The organism is Streptomyces sp. N50 (genome assembly GCF_033335955.1).
Classification (GTDB): domain Bacteria; phylum Actinomycetota; class Actinomycetes; order Streptomycetales; family Streptomycetaceae; genus Streptomyces.
The window spans coordinates 3534753-3553343 of record NZ_CP137549.1; the positions used below are offsets into that span (position 1 = coordinate 3534753).

General features: G+C 71.2%; 18 protein-coding genes. 16 read left to right on the forward strand and 2 right to left on the reverse strand.

What is annotated here, in order from left to right:
- Positions 1-19 precede the first annotated feature (19 nt).
- From R2B38_RS15430 to R2B38_RS15460, 7 genes are all read left to right on the forward strand, one after another.
- Complete coding sequence (locus R2B38_RS15430) at positions 20-1063, forward strand: ABC transporter ATP-binding protein (RefSeq protein ID WP_318016742.1); 1044 nt, start codon at positions 20-22, stop codon at positions 1061-1063.
- Entirely contained in the window at positions 1060-1701 is a 642-nt protein-coding gene (locus R2B38_RS15435) for an ABC transporter permease (RefSeq protein ID WP_318016743.1), read from the forward strand. The genes R2B38_RS15430 and R2B38_RS15435 overlap by 4 nt, the downstream gene beginning before the upstream one ends.
- Positions 1701-2363, forward strand: a complete 663-nt coding sequence (locus R2B38_RS15440; protein WP_033284358.1) for an ABC transporter permease — start codon at positions 1701-1703, stop codon at positions 2361-2363. Before R2B38_RS15435 ends, R2B38_RS15440 begins: the two co-directional genes overlap by 1 nt.
- Before the next feature lie 193 nt (positions 2364-2556).
- Positions 2557-3492 (forward strand): ABC transporter substrate-binding protein, encoded by a 936-nt coding sequence (locus R2B38_RS15445; RefSeq protein WP_318016744.1) that lies wholly within the window; start codon positions 2557-2559, stop codon positions 3490-3492.
- A 120-nt stretch (positions 3493-3612) separates the two neighbouring features.
- Entirely contained in the window at positions 3613-4278 is a 666-nt protein-coding gene (locus R2B38_RS15450; RefSeq protein WP_318016745.1) for a carbonic anhydrase, read from the forward strand.
- An 81-nt stretch (positions 4279-4359) separates the two neighbouring features.
- Positions 4360-5949: a SulP family inorganic anion transporter gene (locus R2B38_RS15455; RefSeq protein WP_318016746.1), complete on the forward strand. Its 1590-nt coding sequence runs from the start codon at positions 4360-4362 to the stop codon at positions 5947-5949.
- Between the two features lie 19 nt (positions 5950-5968).
- Complete coding sequence (locus R2B38_RS15460) at positions 5969-6400, forward strand: hypothetical protein (protein ID WP_318021690.1); 432 nt, start codon at positions 5969-5971, stop codon at positions 6398-6400.
- 9 nt (positions 6401-6409) lie between these two features.
- On the opposite strand, the gene R2B38_RS15465 is transcribed toward R2B38_RS15460, so the two are convergent.
- A complete protein-coding gene (locus R2B38_RS15465; RefSeq protein ID WP_318016747.1) occupies positions 6410-7171 on the reverse strand; it encodes an SDR family oxidoreductase in 762 nt (253 codons plus the stop codon).
- Positions 7172-7532: 361 nt separating this feature from the next.
- Between R2B38_RS15465 and R2B38_RS15470 the strand changes: the two genes are divergently transcribed.
- The 7 genes from R2B38_RS15470 to R2B38_RS15500 all read left to right on the forward strand — a co-directional run bounded on the left by R2B38_RS15470 (position 7533) and on the right by R2B38_RS15500 (position 13412).
- Positions 7533-8369, forward strand: a complete 837-nt coding sequence (locus R2B38_RS15470; protein ID WP_318016748.1) for an alpha/beta hydrolase — start codon at positions 7533-7535, stop codon at positions 8367-8369.
- Positions 8362-8973 carry a TetR/AcrR family transcriptional regulator gene (locus tag R2B38_RS15475; protein ID WP_318016749.1) on the forward strand — a complete coding sequence of 204 codons (612 nt, stop codon included), beginning with the start codon at positions 8362-8364 and terminating at the stop codon, positions 8971-8973. Before R2B38_RS15470 ends, R2B38_RS15475 begins: the two co-directional genes overlap by 8 nt.
- A 115-nt stretch (positions 8974-9088) precedes the next feature.
- Positions 9089-9541 (forward strand): SRPBCC domain-containing protein, encoded by a 453-nt coding sequence (locus R2B38_RS15480; RefSeq protein WP_318016750.1) that lies wholly within the window; start codon positions 9089-9091, stop codon positions 9539-9541.
- 360 nt (positions 9542-9901) lie between these two features.
- The gene (locus tag R2B38_RS15485; RefSeq protein ID WP_318016751.1) at positions 9902-10885 is read left to right on the forward strand and encodes an Lrp/AsnC family transcriptional regulator; all 984 of its coding nucleotides are present in this window, start codon (positions 9902-9904) and stop codon (positions 10883-10885) included.
- A gap of 178 nt (positions 10886-11063) precedes the next feature.
- Positions 11064-11933 (forward strand): oxidoreductase, encoded by an 870-nt coding sequence (locus R2B38_RS15490; protein WP_318016752.1) that lies wholly within the window; start codon positions 11064-11066, stop codon positions 11931-11933.
- A gap of 40 nt (positions 11934-11973) precedes the next feature.
- Complete coding sequence (locus R2B38_RS15495) at positions 11974-12534, forward strand: NADPH-dependent FMN reductase (RefSeq protein ID WP_318016753.1); 561 nt, start codon at positions 11974-11976, stop codon at positions 12532-12534.
- A 41-nt stretch (positions 12535-12575) separates the two neighbouring features.
- The gene (locus R2B38_RS15500; RefSeq protein ID WP_318016754.1) at positions 12576-13412 is read left to right on the forward strand and encodes a helix-turn-helix transcriptional regulator; all 837 of its coding nucleotides are present in this window, start codon (positions 12576-12578) and stop codon (positions 13410-13412) included.
- Positions 13413-13779: 367 nt separating this feature from the next.
- Here R2B38_RS15500 and R2B38_RS15505 read toward each other — a convergent pair whose 3' ends face one another.
- Positions 13780-15171: a cystathionine beta-synthase gene (locus R2B38_RS15505; protein WP_033284353.1), complete on the reverse strand. Its 1392-nt coding sequence runs from the start codon at positions 15169-15171 to the stop codon at positions 13780-13782.
- 271 nt (positions 15172-15442) lie between these two features.
- Between R2B38_RS15505 and R2B38_RS15510 the strand changes: the two genes are divergently transcribed.
- Together R2B38_RS15510 and R2B38_RS15515 are read left to right on the forward strand one after the other, a co-directional pair.
- Positions 15443-16480 (forward strand): SGNH/GDSL hydrolase family protein, encoded by a 1038-nt coding sequence (locus R2B38_RS15510; protein WP_318016755.1) that lies wholly within the window; start codon positions 15443-15445, stop codon positions 16478-16480.
- A gap of 715 nt (positions 16481-17195) precedes the next feature.
- The gene (locus R2B38_RS15515) at positions 17196-18416 is read left to right on the forward strand and encodes an acetyl-CoA C-acetyltransferase (protein ID WP_318016756.1); all 1221 of its coding nucleotides are present in this window, start codon (positions 17196-17198) and stop codon (positions 18414-18416) included.
- The last annotated feature ends 175 nt before the right edge of the window (positions 18417-18591 follow it).

The window sequence follows — 18591 nt, forward strand, 5'->3', positions numbered from 1 at the left end:
GCCGGGCAAGGGACAACTCATGATCCAGTTCGACGCGGTCCACAAACGCTTCCCCAACGGCACGACAGCAGTTCACGACCTCTCCCTGGAGATGCCGGAAGGCGGGGTCACCGTACTGGTCGGTTCCTCCGGTTGCGGCAAGACGACCACCCTTCGGATGATCAACCGGATGATCGACCCGACCTCGGGCGTCATCAAGGTCGGCGGCAAGGACGTCACCCAGCAGGACGCGGCCGAACTGCGCCGTTCCATCGGGTACGTCATCCAGCAGTCGGGCCTCTTCCCGCACCGCACGGTGCTGGACAACATCGCCACCGTGCCGCTGCTCCTCGGGCACGGACGGAAGAAGGCGCGGGCCCGCGCGGCCGAGCTGCTGGAGACCGTCGGGCTCGCCCCCGACGCCGGCAAGCGGTACCCGCACCAGCTCTCCGGCGGCCAGCAGCAGCGCGTCGGCGTGGCCCGCGCGCTCGCCGCCGACCCGCCGGTGCTCCTGATGGACGAGCCCTTCGGCGCCGTCGACCCGGTGGTCCGCACCCAGCTCCAGGACGAACTCCTGCGCTTGCAGAAGGAGTTGAACAAGACCATCGTCTTCGTCACGCATGACATCGACGAAGCCGTACGGCTCGGCGACCGCATCGCGATCTTCCGCACCGGCGGTCACCTCGTCCAGTGCGCGGCCCCCGCCGAACTCCTCGCCCGCCCGGCCGACGACTTCGTCGCCGACTTCCTCGGCGCCGAGCGCGGTCTCAAACTGCTCTCCCTCACCACCCTCGCCGAGGTCCCGCAGGGCCCGGCCCCCGAGGGCGGTACCTGGACCCTGGTCGTGGACGAGGCGCGCAAGCCCCTCCACTGGGCGGCCAAAGCCACGGACGGCGCCGAGATCCCCGTACGACCGCTGACGGACGGCGATTCACTCCTCGCCGCCCTCAACGAGTCCGTCGCCTCCCCGAACGGCCTGATCGCCCGCGTCGACGCGAACGGCGTCCTCACCGGCGTCACCTCCCGCGACGACATCCACACCCACGCGGGCCAGGCACACGCCGAGGCAAGGATCGCGGCATGAGCGTCGACTGGTCGTGGATCGGCGACCACACCGACGACCTCACCAGCCTCACCTTCTCGCATCTCCAGGCCGCGATGACCGCCGTCTTCCTCGGCCTGCTGATCTCGCTCCCGCTGGCGGTCGTGGCCCACCGCGTCCGCCCGCTCCGGGGCTTCCTGCTCGGCCTCTCGAACGTCCTCTTCACGATCCCGTCGATCGCGATCTTCGTGCTCCTGCTCCCGATCAGCGGCCTCACCCGCACCACGACCGTGATCGGCCTGACGGTCTACACGCTGGTCGTGCTGCTGCGGAACACCGTCGAGGGCCTCGACTCGGTCCCCGCGAAGACGAAGGAGGCCGCGAAGGCGATGGGCACGCGCCCCCTGCGCACGCTCCTCACCGTCGAACTCCCCCTCGCGCTCCCGGTGATCATGGCAGGCGTCCGCATCGCGACCGTGATGTCCATCTCGCTCGTCTCGGTCGCGACCTACATCGGCGACGGCGGCCTCGGCCAGCTCTTCACCGACGGCTTCCAGCGCGACTTCCCGACGCCGGTGATCGTGGGCGTGGTCCTGACCCTGCTGCTCGCGGTGGTCGCGGACGCCCTGCTGGTCGGCCTTCAGTACGTACTGACTCCCTGGACGAGGCGGCGAGCCTGATGTTCGAACTCTTCAAGAACCTCGGCAAGTGGCTGACCAGCGGCTCCCAGTGGGCCGGTTCGGACGGCATCGCGCACCGCCTCGCCGAGCACCTCCAGTACTCGCTGCTCGCGACCCTCATCGCGGCCGCGATCGGCCTCCCGCTGGGCCTGCTGATCGGCCACACCGGCAAGGGCGCGTTCCTCGCGATCAACCTCGCCTCCTTCGGCCGCGCCCTGCCGACCGTCGGCCTGGTCGTCCTGGTCTTCCTGGCCAGCGGCCTGTCGATGTGGCCGGTGTACATCGCGCTGGTCGCCCTCGCGGTCCCGTCCATCGTCACGAACACCTACGCCGGGATGACCGCCGTGGACCCGGACGTGAAGGACGCGGCACGCGGCCAGGGCATGCGCGGCCACCAGGTCCTGTTCCAGGTCGAGTTGCCCCTCGCGCTCCCCCTGATCATGACCGGCCTGCGCCTCGCCCTCATCCAGGTGGTCTCCACGGCCACCGTCGCCGCGTACGTCTCCTTCGGCGGCCTCGGCCGCTTCGTCTTCGACGGACTCGCCCAGCGGGATCTTGTGCAAGTGCTGGGCGGGGCGGTGCTTGTTGCCGTTGTCGCCATCGTGCTGGACCTCGGTCTCTCCGGGCTTCAGCGCTTCCTCTTCCGTCATCGCACGGCGTGAGCCCTTCGCTCGATATGCCGTCGATCGTCTGCGGCTTCGTCGTGGCTGGTCGCTCCCCCACTCTCGGCTTCGCTCGACCGGGGGGACCCCCATCGCGGCGGTAGCCGCACATCGATACAGCCCCGCGCCCCTTCAGGGCGCGCTGCCCCTCGGGGCACTACAGACTTCACCCGACCCGACCAGGGAACCCGAAATGAACCGTCGCACCCTCCTCGGCGCCCTCGCCGGAACGGCCGTCGCCGTCCCCGTCCTGTCCGCGTGCTCCAGCGGTGTCACCTCGCTGGACGGCGGAGGCTCGGCCGGCGGTGGCAACGCCTCCAGCAAGAACGGCGTCACCATCGGCACCGCCAACTTCACCGAGAACCAGGTCCTCGGCTACCTCTACGCCGCCGCCCTCGAAGCGGCCGGAGTGAAGGTCAAGGTCCGCCCCAACCTCGGCACCCGCGAGATCGTCTTCCCCGCCCTCAAGAGCGGCGACATCGACCTCCTCCCCGAGTACCAGGGCGCCCTGCTCACCTACCTCCAGCCCAAGTCCAAGGTCGCGGAGCCGGGCGAGATGCAGAACGCCCTCACCCTCGCCCTCCCCTCCGGCCTCCAGGTCCTGGCCTACGGCATCGCCGAGGACGCGGACTGCTTCGCCGTCACCCGCGCGACCGCCAGGAAGTACGGCCTCACCTCGCTGGCCGACCTCGCGAAGCACAACGGCAAGCTGACCCTGGGCGCCTCCGCCGAGGTGAAGACCCGTCAGGTGGGCGTCGTAGGACTGAAGGACGTCTACGGCATCGAGTTCAAGGAGTTCAAGTCCCTTGATTCCGACGGGCCGTTGGTGAAGGGCGCGCTGAAGAAGGGCGATGTGGACGTGGCGAACCTGTTCACCACCGACACCGACATCAAGGCCAACGACTGGGTCGTCCTGACCGACCCCAAGACCCTGATCCCCAGCCAGCACATCGTCCCGCTCATCGCCGACCGCGTGGCCGACCCCACGGTCCGCAAGGCGCTCGCGCGGCTCGGGAACCTCCTCACCACGGCCCAGCTCACCGAGCTCAACCGCCAGGTGGACAAGGACAAGAAGGACCCGGAGGACGTGGCGAACACGTACGCGAAGCAGCACGGCATCACGAAGTAATGGCCCCTTGATGACCGATCGATGATCTGACGAGGGATCAGTCAAGTGTCGTTAAACCGGCACTCTCGGTAACTGATCGCATGCGTAGGGTGATTTCACGCTCACCACCTGAGGAAACGCATGGCCTCGAACCGCAGGGCCTTTCTGACGGCCACCGCCGTCGGCGCGCTGGCCGCCGCCCCTACGACCGCCACCGCCGTCGGCCCACCACCCCACCCGGCCACCGCCCCCGCCGCGCTCGCCGAACTCCTGGACGGCAACCGCCGCTACGCCACCGACCACTCCCGCCACCCGGACGAGAGCCGCCGACTCCGTCACCAACTGGCCGTCGCACAGCACCCGTTCGCGGTGATCGTCGGCTGCATCGACTCCCGGGTGCCGCCGGAGCTGGTCTTCGACCAGGGCCTCGGCGACCTGCTGTGCATAAGGACGGCCGGCGAGGTCCTGGACGAGGCGGTGCTCGCGTCCATCCAGTACGGGGTGGAGGAACTGCGCATCCCCCTGGTGCTGGTGCTCGGCCACGAGCGCTGCGGCGCGGTGTCGGCGACCCTCGCCCACCTGGAGACCGGCGCCCCCGTACCCGGCCATCTCGCGCTCCTGGTCGACGAGATCAGCCCGGCCGCGCGCCGCACCCGCGCCCTGCCCGGCGACTGGGCCGAGCACACCATGCGGGCCCACACGGCCTGGGTCCGGGACGCGATCCGCGCCGACCCCGCCTTCACCTCCGCGCACGTCGTCGCGGCCCGCTTCGACCTCGACACGGGGCTCGTGTCGCTGCTGCCGTAGCCCCAAGTCCCCACGACATCAAGCCTGTTGGGCCATCGCATCTCTCCCTCGCTCCCCCACGCTCCTGACGCGAAGAAGCTCATGACCATGAACGGCGTGCTCTCCGTCCTGCCCTCCCCCGCCGACTTCCGCACCATGACCCGCGCCCCGCGCCGCGACCTCCTGTGCGGCCTCACGGTCGCCGTCGTGGCGCTCCCGCTCGCCCTCGGTTTCGGGGTGACGTCCGGACTCGGCGCCGCCTCCGGCCTGATCACCGCGATCGTCGCGGGCTCGCTCGCCGCGCTGTTCGGCGGCTCCGCGCGCCAGGTCAGCGGACCGACCGGCGCGATGACCGTGGTCCTCGTCCCGATCGTCCACGAGTACGGCGCGAACGGCGTCCTGACGGTCGGTCTGATCTCCGGCTTCATGCTCCTGGTGCTCGCCTTCGCCCGCGCGGGAGCGGCGATGGCCTACGTCCCCGCGCCCGTGATCGCCGGTTTCACCATCGGCATCGCGTGCGTGATCGGGCTCCAGCAGGTGCCGTCGGCGCTGGGCGTGCCCACCCCGAGCGGTGACCAGGTCGCGGTGGTCGCGGCCCGGGCGGCGGAGGAGTTCGACGCGACCCCGCACTGGGCCGCACTGCTGCTGGCCCTGGGCTCGGCCGCGCTGATGCTGGCCGGGGCGCGCTGGAAGCCGACGGTTCCCTTCTCCCTGGGGGCAGTTGCGGTGGCGACGGTCGTGTCCGAGGCCCTGCACCTGCACGTGACCCGCCTGGGCGCGCTCCCAGCCTCGATCCCGGCCCCGTCCCTCGCCTTCCTGGACGTGTCCCGGGTCCCGTCCCTCCTCCTTCCCGCGGCGGCCGTAGCGGCGCTGGCCGCCCTGGAATCCCTCCTGTCCGCCTCCGTCGCGGACGCGATGCGCCCCGGCGAGCGCCACGACCCCGGCAAGGAACTCTTCGGCCAGGGCATCGCCAACCTCGCGGCCCCGCTCTTCGGCGGTGTCCCGGCGACGGGTGCCATCGCCCGCACCGCCGTCAACGTCCGCACCGGCGCCACCTCCCGCCTGGCCGCCCTCGCGCACGCCGTGATCCTCGCCGGGATCGTCGCGGTCGCGGCGCAGTTGGTGGGCCGTATCCCGCTGGCCGCGCTGGCCGGAGTGCTGCTCGCGACGGCGGTCCGCATGGTGGAGACGGACGCGGTCCGCGCGATGGCCCGCTCCACCCACGGCGACGCCCTGGTCCTGGTCCTCACCGCGGCCGGCACCCTCGCCCTCGACCTGGTGCGCGCGGTCCTCATCGGCCTCGGCGTCTCGGTCCTGCTCGCCCTGCGCGCGGCGACGCGTGGCACGAGCCTGACCCCGGCCGAACTCCCGGACGCCGTAGGCACGGTGACGTACCGCTTCGACGGCCCCCTCCTCTTCGCCGCCGCCCACCGCTTCCGCCGCAGCCTCGCGGACGTCCAGGACGTGACGGCCGTGGACCTGCGGCTGTCGGGGCTGACGGCGGTCGACGCGACGGGTGCGCTGGCGCTGAAGGACGCGGTGGGTGACCTGCGAGACCGAGGTATCGAGGTCAGCATCACGGGTGTCGAGCACGGTCATCGCCGGGTGCTGGAGTCGCTGGGGGTGCTCCCGGTGAACCCGACTGCGAACAGGGGGGCTATCCCCAGTGCGGCGGGCGCGGCGGCTCCCTAATCTGAGTCGCATGACGGGAATGGACGCGAACGACGTCGAACTCAAGAAGGAACTCAACGCCACCCTGCAGGCGCGCAGGGAACTCGGCGACGAGTACGAGTCGGCGCTGGTCGACTCCTTCCTGGAGAAGGTCGACCAGCGGATCGACGGCGCGGTGGAGCGCCGGGTGCGCCGGCAGCTGGCCGAGCAGCAGATGGTGGTCGCCCGCGGCTCGTCGCGCGGGCCGAAGCCCACCGACTCCTGGGGCGAACGCTTCGGCTTCGGCATCGTCTCGATGGTCCTGGCGATCCCGCTGTCCGCGATCGGCGGCGGCATCGCCCACCTCCCCGGCCTGCTGGTGGCCTGGGCCGGCATCGTCGGCGTCAACGCCGTCCAGGCGGCCCGCACCACCCCCGGGCTCTTCGGCGGCCTGCGCCACAAGTCCTCCCAGGACAGCGAGTGGGAGGACTGACCTCCCCGGTCACGCCTGGCGGGTCGGCAGCACCACGATCTGCCGCAGATTGACGTGCCGGGCACGGCTCGCCGCGTAGGCGACCACGTCGGCGACCTCCTCGGGTGCCAGTCCGCCCAACGCCCCGAACAGTTCGTCCAGTTGGCGGGACATCTCCGCACTGCCGAGATGGGTCCCCAGCTCGGTGTCGGTCAGCCCCGGCTCGATGTTGGTGACCCGCACGTCACGCGGCCCGAACTCGGAGCGCAGCGACTGGGAGATGTAGGTGACGGCGGCCTTGGTGGCGCCGTAGACGGCGTAGGCGGGGAACGTGACGTGCGCGCCGATGGACGAGATGTTCACCAGGTCGGCGCTACGGCCCTCTCCGGCCGCCGTCACCAGGTCCCCGGTGAAGGCGCGGATCACCCGCAGCACTCCGGTGACGTTGGTGTCGAGCATCCGCCGCCACTCGTCGATCCGCCCGTCGTCGACGGGGTTCGGCAGCATGACACCGGCGGCGTTGACGACCAGGTCGACGGTCCCGTAGGCCTCGTGCACGCTCGCCGCGGCACGCTCCACGGACGCGTCGTCGGTGACATCGGCGACGACCTCGAGGGCCTGTCCCCCGTCGGCCCGGATCTTCCCGGCGAGCGCGTCCAGCCGCTCCCCGCGCCGGGCCAGCAGCGCCACCCGGGCCCCGTTCGCGGCCAGTTGAACGGCGATCGCCTGCCCGATCCCGCTGGCGGCCCCGGTGACGACGGCGGTACGTCCGGCCAGATTCTCGTACGACATGAGGTGCTCCTGTGGTGGGTGCCACCGGGGCGGTTCCCCGGCGGCACCCACCACAGTGGTCCGGCACGCGAGGGCTACCCAGGGATGCGTTTTTCCTGGGTCTGGCAGTACCAGGCTGGAGAAGCGGCGGCCCCGGGTTCACTCAGCGGCTTCCGCCCCGTCGGCGACCAGGACGACGCCGCCGCCTGAGCGGGAACATCCGCACCCTGCGTGTCCTGCTCGCCCACCATCGACGTCCTGTGCGGCAGCCCATTGCTCCGGGCTCGGCCCCGATCGAGTGCGGCTGGGTGTGGCGTTGACCCTCACGGCTAATGTGACTAGTCTATGGCTAATCACGTTAGCCATTTTGTTGGAGGACGGCATGACCGAGCACCTGAGAATCGGCACGAACACCATCGCCTTCGACGTGACCGGGGAAGGTCCCCTGGTCGTGCTGGCGCACGGTATCGGCGACAGCCGGCACTCCTACCGCTTCCTCGTGCCCGGCCTGGTGGCCGCCGGATACCGGGTCGCGAACGTCGACATCCGCGGGTGCGGTGAGTCCAGCCTCGGCTGGGACGGTTACAGCCGCACCGACATCGCCGGCGATCTGGTCGCCGTCATACGTCACCTCGGCGGCCCGGCCGTGATCATCGGGCAGTCGATCAGCGGCGGCGCCGCGACCATCGCCGCCGCCACCGCGCCCGACGTGATCAGCGCAGTGATCGAGCTGGCTCCGTTCACCCGTGCACAGCCGCTCGACCTGGGCGGGCTGATCCGGGTCAAGCGCTTCCGGACCGGATACACCCGGATGGCGCAGGTCATCGCCCTGGGACGCCTGGCGGACTGGAAGAAGTACCTCGACGTGGCCTACCCGGCCAAGCCCGCCGACTGGGACAGCGAACTGGCCCGCATCGAGGCCACGCTGAGCGAGCCCGGCCGGATGAAGGCCCTGCAGGACATGTGCAAGTCCAAGCCCGCCGACGCCGGCGCCCAGCTCGCCCACGTCACCTGCCCGGTCCTGGTCGTCGAAGGCAGCCTGGACCCCGACTGGGCCGACCCCCGCGCCGAAGGATCGAAGATCCTCGCCGACCTGCCCGCCGGCCTCGGCGAGCTCGCCGTGATCGACGGCGCGGGCCACTACCCGCACGCCCAGACCCCCGACCAGGTCCTCGCGCTGGCCCTGCCGTTCCTGGCCAAGGCGGCCGGCCGTGCCTAGGGCAGGACTCACCGCCGCGACGGTCACCGAAGCAGCCGCCACCCTGGTCGACGAGGTCGGGTTCGACCAGCTCGGCATGGGCCTGGTCGCCGAACGGCTCGGGGTCAAGACCCCCTCGCTGTACAAGCACGTCAGCGGCCAGACCGACCTCGCCCACCGGATCGCCATCCTGGCCATGAACCAGTGCGCCGACGCCATCCGCGACGCCATCCAGGGCCGGTCCGGCACCGAAGCCCTGGTCCGCGGCGCACAGGCGATGCGGACGTTCGTCAAGGACCACCACGGCCGATACGCCGCGGCCAACGCCGCCGTCCCGACCGGACCCGGCGACCCCCTCATCGACGCCCTCAACCGGGTGGTCGACTCCTGGGCGGCCATGCTGCACGGCTACCGGATCGACCCCGACCAGCAGATCCACGCACTGCGGATGCTGCGCACCGTCCTGCACGGCTACGCGTCCCTCGAAGCGGCCGGCGGGTTCCGGTTCGCCACCGACGTCGACGACAGCTTCACCTGGATGATCGACTTCATCGACCACGGCCTGCGCCAGACCACGGCCGCCGGCACCCACAGCGCCCCCTCCCACAGGACCGCGCCGGCGTGACGCTCCGACCCGCCGCGGACCGCGCTCCACGCCGGCCCCCGGCCCACCGGCCACCGGTGGACCACCCGCCCGCCGAACCCCCGCCCCTCCCCTCCCCCTTCCGCACCAGCCAGAAGTGGACACCACCATGAAGCCGGTCCTCACCGCCGTCATCGACATCGACGCCACCCCGCAAGCGGTGTGGGACGTCCTCACCGACTTCGCCGCCTACGGCGAGTGGAGCACCTTCTCCACGGCCGAGGGAACCGCTGAAGTGGGAAGCCGGCTCACGATGCGCATGCCGGGCATGACCTTCAGGCCCACGGTCACCGTCGCGACACCCGGCCAGGAACTGCGGTGGGCCGGCACGCTCGGCATCAAGCAGCTCTTCCACGGCCGGCACTCCTTCGTCCTGTCCCCCAACCACGACGGCACCACCCGCCTGACCAACCACGAGGAATTCTCCGGAGCCCTCGTCACCCTGATCCGGCCCTTCCTCAGAACACCCAAAAAAGACGGGTACGCCGCCTTCAACACCGGCCTCAAGCAGCGGGTCGAAGACCGCACCGCGCTCGGACCGGGTGCGTGAGGTGCCGGTGGTCTCGGGGATTGGGACGACCGCCGCTTCAAGCACGTGAAAGTGCACGCCGCCCGATGTCCGCCCGGGCCGCTCCGGCGGGCTCGCCATGCACTGGATCACGCTGGGGGGCGGACTGCCCTGGGCCCTCAGGAATCCGCGAACCTGTCGGCTTCCGGCGGCGTCGACGCCGAGTACGTACGTCGGCCCCGGCGGCACCATCGGCCCCGGGCGTCCCGCCCTGGCCACCACGTCCAGCGGGTGCACGGCCGCCTCGCGCACCCTGACGCGCACGCCCGACACCCCCAGCCAAACCTTCGCACGGCGTCCGAAGTTCCATGACGGTCGACAACAGACCCCTACACTTCCGTCATGGATCGCACGGACCGGCGGATCGTTCAGTGCCTGCTGCGTGACGGGCGGGCGTCCTTCCGGCGTATCGCCGAGGTGGCCGAGGTCTCCGAGCAGACCGTGGCCCGCCGCTACCGCGCCCTGGTCGCCGACGGTGCCGTCCGCGTGCGCGCCCTGCCCGGACACGCACTGCCCGGCGACCAGACCTGGTTCGTCCGGGTCCGGTGCCGCCCCGACGCCACCGACGCCCTCGCGGACGCGTTGGCCGCCCGCGAGGACACCGCCTACGTCAGCGTCACCTCCGGCGGCTCCGAGATCGTGTGCCAGGCCCGCACCGGCCTGCGCGACCAGGGCGGCTCGGTGCTGCAACGCCTGCCGCGCACCGCCAGGGTCCTGGGCTTCGACGCGTGTGCGGTCATGCACATGTACCTGGGCAGCGGCTCCAAGTGGCTCGCTTTCGACGACCCGCTCACCGACGGCCAGGCGGCGCTGCTGCACGCCTCCGACCCACGGCAGCCCGCCACCACCGACAGGGACGGAGCACCGCGCGAGCAGGACGGCCCACTGCTGGCCGAACTCGCCCGTGACGGACGCGCCGGAGTCGTCGAACTCGCCCGCGCCTGCGGCTGGTCGAAGTCCCGGGTCTCCGCGCGCCTGGAGGAACTGCTCGCGGCCGGGGCACTGCGCGTCGCCGTGGACCTGGCCTACCCCCGCTTCGGCTTCCACGCCCCCGCCTACCTCTGGCTCACCGTCGCCCCCGGCCGGCTGAACGCCACCGGCGAGGCCCTCTCCGCCCACCCCGAGACCACCTTCGCCGCGGCCGTCACCGGGTCCGCCAACCTCCTGGTGACGGTCACCTGCCGCACGATGGACGACCTCTACTCCTACGTCACCACCAAGGTCGGCGCCCTCGACGCGGTCCACCAGGTCGACGTAGTCCCGGTCCTGAACCGCCTCAAACAGGCGGGCACCCGGCTCCACGCCGGCCGCCTGATCCCGGCCTGACCGTCATCGAGGCGGCGCACGATACGCCGGCCAGACCTCACCCTGACGGAAGTACAGCCCGCTCTGCTCGACCCCCATGGAAGTTCGGCAAGCTCCTGCCGTGATCGGCTGTCGGTTCCGTCATCGCGGCGGGAGTGTTGAGACCCACCCCGAGTGTGTTCTCAGCAAGGAGCTCGCGATGAGCGACGTACTTCCCGGCGGCACCCTGCGCCTGTCCGACACCCTGACCGTGACCCGCGTCGGCTACGGCACCCTCCAGCTCGCAGGCCCCATGGCCTACGGCCCACCCCGCGACCGCGACGAGGCACTGGCCGTCCTGCGCGCCGCGGTGGAGGCGGGCATCACGCACCTCGACACCAGCGACTACTACGGCCCGCATCTGGTGAACGGACTGGTCCGCGAGGCCCTCCACCCGTACCCCGAGGGCCTGCACATCGCCACCAAGGTCGGCGCGCGCCGCACGGCCGAGCGGGGGTGGCCCCCGGCGCTGTCGCGCCCGGAGCTGGTCCAGGCCGTCCACGACAACCTGGACCACCTGGGTCTGGAGGCGCTGGACCTGGTGAACCTGCGGATGACGGACACCCTGGCGGCGGACGACATCGTCGAGCCGTTCACGGTCCTGGCCGAGCTGCGCGACCAGGGCCTGATCCGCGACCTCGGCGTCAGCAACGTCAGCGCCGAACAGGTCGAGGCCGCGCGGCGGATCGCACCGGTGGTCGCGGTGCAGAACCACTACAACATCGCCTACCGCCAGGACGACGCCCTGGTGGACCGGTGCGCCGAACAGGGCATCGCGTTCGTGCCGTTCTGGCCGCTGGGCGGGTTCCGCCCGCTACAGGCCCAGGCGTTGGAACAGGTCGCGGCCCAACTCGGCGCCACAGCACGGCAGATCGCCCTGGCCTGGCTGCTGCACCGCTCCCCCACGATGCTGCTGATCCCCGGCACCTCCACCCGCGCCCACCTCGCCGAGAACATCACCGCCGCCGGGATCGGCCTGTCCGCGCAGACGCTGCGCACCCTGGACGCCATCGCCGCCCCCGCCAACTGATCCGCTCCAACTCCCCCCTCCCCTCCTGGAGTTCACCGCCATGCCACAGTCACCCGCCACCCGTCACCGCACGCTGGTCCTGTCCGGAAGCCTGCGCGAAGGTGCCGTCACCACCCAGGTCGCCCACGCGGCCGTGGCCCAGGACCATCCCGGGCACGAGGTGGTCCTGGCCGCCGTCCTGGACCAACTGCCCCTGTTCAACGAGGACTTGGACACCGAACCCGCCCCGCCCGCGGTGGCCGCCCTGCGTGCCCAGGTCAGTTCCGCCGCCAGCCTGCTGGTCCTGAGCCCGGTCAACAACGCCAGCATCTCGGCGGCCCTGAAGAACGCCCTGGACTGGCTCTCCCGCCCCCGCGACGACTCCCCCCTCGCCGGAAAGCCCGCCACCGGCCTGGTCATCGGCTACCACTCCCACGGCGCGGAAGCCCACCTGGAGACGATCCTCCGCGCCACCGGCGCCCGCACCACCGCAGCCCCGACCCCCGTGCTGAACCCGCGCGCCGTCACCGGGAACCGGACCGTGCAGGACCTGAAGGTCACCACCGCGGTGGCCCAGGCCCTCGCCACCCTGCACGCTCCGGACCCGGCCACACCGGCCTGACCCGCCCCCTCCCCTCCGGACACGGCACTAGCATCGAACCCATGGACGGGGACATCGGAGACTTCCTGCGCTCACGCCGTGCTCGTATCCAGCCCGAGGAGGTGGGGCTGGCCTCGCACGGCCGCCGCCGCGTGCCCGGGCTGCGCCGCGAGGAGGTGGCGCAACTGGCCGGGGTGAGCGTCGACTACTACATCCGGCTCGAACAGGGCCGCGGGCCCAGCGTGTCCGACGCGGTGCTCGACGCGATCGCCCGCGTCCTGCGCATGGACGACACGGAACACGCCTACCTGCGTACGGTGGCCCGCCCGCACCGCGCGAAGCAGGTCCGGACGCCAACTCCCCGCGTCCGCCCCGGCGTTCAGGTCCTGCTGGACGGCATGGACCGCATGCCGGCGTTCGTGCTGGGCCCGCGGATGGACGTGCTGGCGTGGAACACGCTCGCCGACGCGCTGAGCGGCTTCAGCCGCATGCCCCCGGCCGTCCGCAACATCCCGCGCCACGTCTTCCTCGACCCGGCCTCGCGCGACCTCTACCCCGACTGGACCGCCGTCGCCGAGCAGGCCGTCGCCAACCTGCGGGTGACCTCCGGCCGCGACGGCGACGACCCGGAACTGAGCACCCTCGTCGGCGAACTCTCCCTCCGGAGCGAGGACTTCCGCCGCCTGTGGGCCGACCACGAGGTCAAGGAGTGCGCCTACGGCGTGAAGCGCGTCCGGCACCCGGTCGCGGGCCTGCTGACCCTGCCGTACGAAACACTGGCGGTACCGGGGGAGTTGGCGCAGACGATCGTGGTCTACACGCCGGAACCGGGTTCGGAGACGGCGGAGCGCCTTGCGCTGCTGGGGAGTTGGGCCACTACGGGGCCTACCGGGCCGTAGAAAAGTACGAGGCCGTAGGAAAGTAGGGGCCGTGGAAAAAGCTATGCGCGGGGACCGCCGCACCCCCCGTTGCCGGGAGGGCGGGACGACGGCGGTCCCCGCGAGGGACGCGTGCCGGGTCAGGGCCGGGCGTGCGCGTCCTAGGCGTCGGTGGAGGTCCGGGAGCCGCTCCGGAGGTCCGTGACGCCGTTTTTGTGTCGGCGAGGCGGGGAGCCGCTCCCGCCCTGCCGACACCCACTAATCTGCCCGACGCTTGTTAAGCGTGTGCTGCGTGGACGTGACGCCCTCGTACCACTTCCGCGAAGTCCACCGTTTCGGTGGGCAACCGCAAAGTCGCCGTCGACACGGCCCGTTCACCGGACGTTTGCTACTGCTTCCCGCCCTTGGCGAGGAAGGACAGCAGGTCCTGCCGGCTGATGACACCGGTCGGCTTGCCCTCGACGAGGACGATCGCCGCGTCGGCGCCGCCGAGCACGGTCATCAGGTCGCCCACCGGCTCACCGGAGCCGACCTGCGGCAGCGGGGCCGACATGTGCTTCTCCAGCGGGTCGGTCAGCGAGGCGCGCTGGGTGAACAGGGCGTCCAGCAGCTCCCGTTCGACGACCGAGCCGACGACCTCCGCCGCCATGACGTCCGGGTGACCGGCGCCCGGCTTCACGATCGGCATCTGCGAGACGCCGTACTCGCGCAGCACCTCGATGGCCTCGCCGACCGACTCCTCCGGGTGCATGTGCACGAGGGACGGGATGGCGCCGTGCACCTTGTCGTTGAGGACGTCGGCGACACGGGCGCTGGGACCCTCGTCCTCCAGGAAGCCGTAGTCGGCCATCCACTCGTCGTTGAAGATCTTCGAGAGGTACCCGCGCCCGCTGTCGGGCAGGAGGACCACGACGACATCGTCCGGTCCGAGCCGCTCAGCCACCCGCAGAGCAGCCACGACAGCCATGCCACAGGAGCCACCGACGAGCAGCCCCTCCTCCTTGGCCAGCCGGCGGGTCATCTGGAAGGAGTCCTTGTCGGACACGGGGACGATCTCGTCCGCGACGGTCCGGTCGTAGGCGGTCGGCCAGAAGTCCTCACCGACGCCCTCGACGAGATACGGCCGCCCGGACCCGCCGGAGTAGACGGACCCCTCGGGGTCGGCGCCGATGACCTGAACAGCCCCGTCACTGGCGTCCTTGAGGTAGCGCCCGGTGCCGGAGATGGTGCCGCCGGTGCCCACACCCGCGACGAAGTGGGTGATCTTCCCCTCGGTCTGCTCCCAGAGCTCGGGGCCGGTCGAGTGGTAGTGGGAGAGGGGGTTGTTCGGGTTGGAGTACTGGTCGGGCTTCCAGGCGCCCGGGGTCTCGCGGACGAGGCGGTCGGAGACGTTGTAGTACGAGTCCGGGTGCTCGGGGTCCACGGCGGTCGGGCAGACGACCACTTCGGCGCCGTACGCGCGCAGCACGTTGATCTTGTCGGTGGACACCTTGTCGGGGCACACGAAGATGCAGTGGTACCCCTTCTGCTGGGCGACGATGGCGAGGCCGACGCCGGTGTTGCCGCTGGTCGGCTCGACGATGGTGCCGCCGGGCTGAAGCTCCCCGCTCTTCTCGGCCGCCTCGATCATGCGCAGCGCGATGCGGTCCTTCACGGATCCGCCGGGGTTGAAGTACTCCACCTTGGCGAGCACGGTCGCCTGGATGCCCGCGGTCACGCTGTTGAGCCTCAGCAGCGGGGTGTTGCCGACGAGGCTGATCATCGAGTCGTGGAATTGCACCGTTGTCTCCGGTTGCCGCAAAGAAGTGTCGTGAATGGTCCTGTCAGCGTAAGGCCCGTTCGGGGGGTCGGGTCGCAGGGAATCCGCGGGGCGGGCGGGTGCCGGTGAGCGGGGTCCGGTGCGTGCGGCCGCAGGGCGGAGGAGACGTTGACGCCTCTGGGACAGCGCGCGAGTGCGCGCCCGGAATCCACGTTCACCGCCTGTTGAGATTGGGCGACGTGCTGTTCGGGGCAAGGAGTGGATGACGGCTTAGAGGAGGTGGCGGCGGCGTATGACGAGGATGTCGAGGGCGCGGGTGGCCCGGCGGATCGCGGCCGGTGCGGCGTACGGCGGTGGCGGGGTCGGACTGGTGGGCGCGGCGGCGATCGGGCTGGTGCTGGCCGAGGTCCGCTTCGTGAAGCGCCATGTGGGCAACGGCCATGCGCCGGGCAGCAACCATGTGCCGAGCGCGGACGGCCGGTACGGACATGTCTACGACACCCCGGGTGAACCCCCGATCCGGCTGACCATGCTCGGCGACTCCACGGCGGCGGGCCAGGGTGTCCACCGGGCGGCCCAGACCCCGGGCGCGCTGCTGGCGTCCGGGCTCGCGGCGGTCTCGGAACGCCCGGTCGAGCTGCACAACGTGGCTCTCCCGGGCGCCCAGTCCGACGACCTGGACCGCCAGGTGGCACTCGCCCTCGCGGACACCACCCGGGTGCCCGACGTCTGCGTGATCATGATCGGCGCGAACGACGTCACCCACCGCATGCACCCGACGCGCTCGGTCCGTCACCTCTCGGCGACGGTACGACGGCTGCGCACGGCCGGCGCCGAGGTGGTCGTCGGCACCTGTCCCGACCTCGGGACGGTGGAGCAGGTCCAGCAGCCGCTGCGCTGGCTGGCCCGCCGGGCGTCCAGACAGCTGGCGGCGGCCCAGACGATCGGCACGGTCGAGCAGGGCGGGCGCACGGTGTCGCTGGGCGACCTGCTGGGTCCCGAGTTCGCGGCGAACCCCCGCGAGCTGTTCGGCCCGGACAACTTCCACCCCTCGGCGGAGGGCTACGCGACGGCGGCCATGGCCGTCCTCCCGACGGTGTGCGCCGCGCTGGGCCTCTGGCCGGCCGAGGAGGACCGCCCGGACGCGTCCCGCCGCGAGGGCTTCCTCCCGGTGGCACGGGCCGCCGCGGAGGCGGCTTCGGAGCCGGGGACAGAGGTCACGGCGGCGATGCCGACGGGGCCGCGGGGACCGTGGGCGTTGCTGAAGCGGCGAAAGAGGCGCCGGGTTCCGGAGCCGGAGGCGGCGCCTTCTGGCGCGTCGGGGGTTTGAGCGGGGGGGGGCGCCTTCCCAGCCCGTCCGGCTGTTGAGCGCGGGGCGGTACCGTCCAACCCGTCCGGCTGTTGAGGACGAGGCGGCATCCTCCAGCCTGTCCGGGGCTTGAGCACGGGGCGGCACCCTCCAACCCGTCCGGCGTTTGAGCGCGGACGGCACCGTCCAAACCCGTGCGGCGTTTGAGCCCGGGATGACACCTTCCAGCCCGTCCGCCATCTGAGCCCGAGCTGGCACCCTCCAACCCGTCCGGCTCCTGAGCCCAAGGCGGCACCTCCCAGCCCATCCGGCATCTGAGCCCGAGCCGACACCCTCCAGCCCGTCCGGCGTTTGAGGACGAGGCCGTTCAGGCCGATGGGGGTCTGGGGGCGCAGCCCCCAGGGACGCCCGCTCCGACCGAGCCGCGCCCTTCAACCGCCCGACCGCCGGGCGGGCCGGGGTTCGCTCGCCTCTCGGCCGACCGAGTCGGGTGGTGGGTGGGCACAGGCCCGGGGGTCCAGGGGGCGGAGCCCCCTGGGACGGCCAGTGGGCCCACCCGCACCACTCGTCCGCCCAACCGCCGAAGGCCCAAGCAAGCGCTTAGAAAACTGCGGCACGGGTCACACAGCGATCCCCGTGACCTGCGCCATACGTGCGGGTAACTTCGCAAGGAAGCCGTGCCAGTCCCCCGCACCTCACGCCGTACGAACGCCACACGAACGCCAATGGAGCCGTGATGCCCGAAGCCGTCATCGTCTCGACCGCCCGCTCCCCCATCGGCCGCGCCGTCAAGGGCTCCCTCAAGGACCTGCGCCCCGACGACCTCACCGCCACGATCATCCAGGCCGCCCTCGCGAAGATCCCCGAGCTGGACCCGAAGCTCATCGAGGACCTGATGCTCGGCTGCGGCCTCCCCGGCGGCGAGCAGGGCTACAACCTCGGCCGGATCGTCGCCGTACAGATGGGCATGGACCACCTGCCGGGCTGCACGATCACCCGCTACTGTTCCTCGTCGCTCCAGACGAGCCGCATGGCCCTGCACGCCATCAAGGCCGGCGAGGGCGACGTCTTCATCTCGGCCGGCGTCGAGATGGTCTCCCGCTACGCCAAGGGCAGCTCGGACGGCCTCCCCGGCACCACGAACCCGATCTTCGAGGAGGCGCAGGCCCGCACCGCCGCCACCGCCGCGTCCGAGGGCTCGACCTGGCACGACCCGCGTGAGGACGGCCTGCTCCCCGACCCGTACATCGCGATGGGCCAGACCGCGGAGAACCTCGCCCGGATCAAGGGCGTCACCCGCCAGGACATGGACGAGTTCGGCGTCCGTTCGCAGAACCTCGCCGAGGAAGCCATCAAGAACGGCTTCTGGGAGCGCGAGATCACCCCGGTCACGCTGCCCGACGGCACGGTCGTCTCCAAGGACGACGGCCCGCGCGCCGGCGTCACCCTGGAGGGCGTCTCCGGCCTGAAGCCGGTGTTCCGCCCCGACGGCCTGGTCACCGCCGGCAACTGCTGCCCGCTGAACGACGGCGCCGCCGCGGTCGTCATCATGAGCGACACGAAGGCCCGCGAGCTCGGCCTCACGCCCCTCGCCCGGATCGTGTCCACCGGCGTCTCCGGCCTCTCCCCCGAGATCATGGGCCTCGGCCCGGTGGAAGCCTCCAAGCAGGCACTCGGCCGCGCCGGTCTCACCGTCGACGACATCGACCTGTTCGAGATCAACGAGGCGTTCGCCGCCCAGGTGATCCCGTCCTACCGCGACCTGGACATCCCGCTGGAGAAGCTGAACGTGAACGGCGGCGCGATCGCCGTAGGACACCCCTTCGGCATGACCGGCGCCCGCATCACCGGCACGCTGATCAACTCCCTCCAGTTCCACGACAAGCAGTTCGGTCTGGAGACGATGTGCGTCGGCGGCGGCCAGGGCATGGCGATGGTCATCGAGCGCCTCAGCTGACCAACTCCCCGTAATCGCACGGGAACTTTGCGTCACCTCTTGGCCCGGAACCCAGTAACCACCTGGGTTCTGGGCCGATTTGTGATCCAATCTCCCCCAGGATGTGACCTATCTCCCTTCGAAGAGGGATTTTCCCAGGTCAGGACCGTTTCACCACCAAACATCGGGCCCAAAG